This is a genomic window from Micromonospora sp. M51, assembly GCF_018070305.1.
Lineage (GTDB): Bacteria > Actinomycetota > Actinomycetes > Mycobacteriales > Micromonosporaceae > Micromonospora > Micromonospora parva.
The window spans coordinates 1-2,132 of the sequence record NZ_JAGPXZ010000926.1 but is presented as its reverse complement, the minus strand read 5'-3'; the positions used below and the strand labels follow the sequence as shown (position 1 = coordinate 2,132).

2 protein-coding genes are annotated in these 2,132 nt (G+C 75.4%); both read left to right on the top strand.

Going from position 1 to position 2,132, the window contains the following annotated elements; all coding sequences use genetic code 11:
- Positions 1-598, top strand: a 598-nt coding sequence (locus KBX53_RS30825) for a glycosyltransferase family 2 protein (protein ID WP_369010018.1), incomplete at its 5' end; no start/stop codon positions are given.
- Between the two features lie 11 nt (positions 599-609).
- Positions 610-2,097, top strand: a complete 1,488-nt coding sequence (locus KBX53_RS30820) for an NAD(P)/FAD-dependent oxidoreductase (RefSeq protein WP_210863252.1) — start codon at positions 610-612, stop codon at positions 2,095-2,097.
- Positions 2,098-2,132 lie beyond the last annotated feature (35 nt).

Genomic DNA, 2,132 nt, shown 5'->3' with positions numbered 1-2,132 from the left:
GTTGCAGTGGCTCTGGCTCACCTTCCTGCCGCTGCGCGCGATGGAACGCTCGCCGCGGCCGTCGCTGGCCGCGGCGGGCGGGCAGTTCCTGGTGGTGGACCGGGCCGGCTACACCGCCGCCGGCGGGCACGCCGCGGTCGCCGACCGGATCCTGGAGGACGTCGAGCTGGCCCGGGCGGTCAAGCGGGCCGGCGGGCGGATCGCCCTGGCCGACGGCTCCCGGCTGGCCACCTGCCGGATGTACGACGACTGGCCGCAACTGCGCGACGGGTACTCGAAGTCGCTCTGGGCGTCGTTCGGGCACCCGGGCGCGGCGGCGGCCGTGGTGGCGGCGCTGCTGCTGCTCTACACCGCCCCGCCACTGGTGGCGCTGGCTGGCGTGGTGGCCGGCGCGCCCGGGGTGGCCGCCGTGGGCCTGGCCGGCTACCTGCTCGGGGTGGCCGGGCGGGTGCTCACCGCCCGCGCGACAGGTGGCCGATGGTGGCCCGACGCGCTCGCACACCCCGTGTCGGTCGTGGTCCTCGGTTGGCTGACAGTGCGGTCGTACCATCTGCGAAAGCGACGCCGCCTGACCTGGCGGGGTCGCCCGGTCAGCTAGGAGGACGCGGTATGGCGCGGATCGTGGTCGTCGGCGCCGGGGTGGGTGGCCTCGCCACCGCCGCCCGGCTGGCCGCCACCGGGCACCAGGTGACCGTCTTCGAGCGGGCCGACACGGTCGGCGGCAAGCTCGGCCGGTACGCGCACGACACACCGGCCGGGTCGTTCCACTTCGACACCGGGCCGAGCCTGCTCACCCTGCCCGAGGTCTTCCACGACCTGTTCGAGGCGACCGGGGCGAAGCTCGACGAGTACCTGGACCTGGTCGGCCTGGACCCGATCGTCCGGCACGTCTTCCCCGGCGGCGGCCCGGCACTGGACTCGTGCGCCGACCCGGTGGAGTTCGCCAGCCGGATCGGCGCCGCCTTCGGCGACCGGGCGGCGGCCGACTGGCAGCGGTTGTGGCGTCGGGCCGCTCGGGTGTGGAACGCCTCCTCGCGGGACATCCTGCGCCGTACCGTCGACTCCCCCCGCGACCTCGCGTCGCTGGCCTGGCGCGTCGGCGACCTGGCCGCCATCGCCCCGGGCCGCACCCTGCGCGGCCTGGGCCGCCGGCACCTGTCCGACCCGCGGCTGCGGATGATGCTGGACCGGTACGCCACCTACACCGGCGCCGACCCACGTCGGGCACCCGCGGCGCTGGTCGCGGTCCCCTACGCCGAGTTGGCCTTCGGTGGCTGGTACCTGCGCGGCGGGCTGGGCACGCTCGCCGACGCGCTGCTGACCCGTTGCCTGGACCTCGGCGTGGTCGTGCAGACCGACGCCACTGTCACCCGGATCGACGCCACCGGCGGCCGGGTGCACGGGGTACGCCTCGCCGGAGTCGCCGCCCCGGTGCCCGCCGACGTGGTGGTGGCCAACGTGGACGCGATCACCGTCTACCGTGACCTGCTGCCGCACCCGGGTCGGCTGGCCGCGCTGACCGACCGCAGCCTCGCCGGTTTCGTGCTGCTGCTCGGCGTCTCCGGCAGCACCGGGCTGGCCCACCACAACGTCTTCTTCCCCGACGACTACGACGCCGAGTTCGACGCGGTCTTCGGTGACCCCGGGCGCGGGGTGCGGGCCCGGCCGGCGGCCGACCCGACGGTGTTCGTCACGGTGGCCGACGACCCGATGGTCCGCCCCGCCGGACACGAGGCGTGGTTCGTGCTGGTCAACGCCGCTCGGCAGGGCACCGCGGCGGGATCTGTCGACTGGCGACGTCCGGGGCTGGCCGACGCGTACGCCGACCGGATCCTGGACGTGCTGGCGCGGCGCGGTGTGGACGTCCGCGACCGGTTGCTGTTCCGTGAGATCCGTACCCCCGCCGACCTGGACGTGGCGACCGGCGCGCCAGGTGGCTCGATCTACGGCACCGCCGGTGGGCTGCTCCGCCCGGCCAACCGGGGCCCGGCGAACGGGCTGTGGCTGGTGGGTGGCTCCACCCACCCGGGCGGCGGGTTGCCGATGGTGACCCTCTCCGCGCAGATCGTCGCCGACGAGATCGGCCCCGCCTGGTAGTCAATCGGCGTCGAGCAGGGCGCGCCGGATGCTGG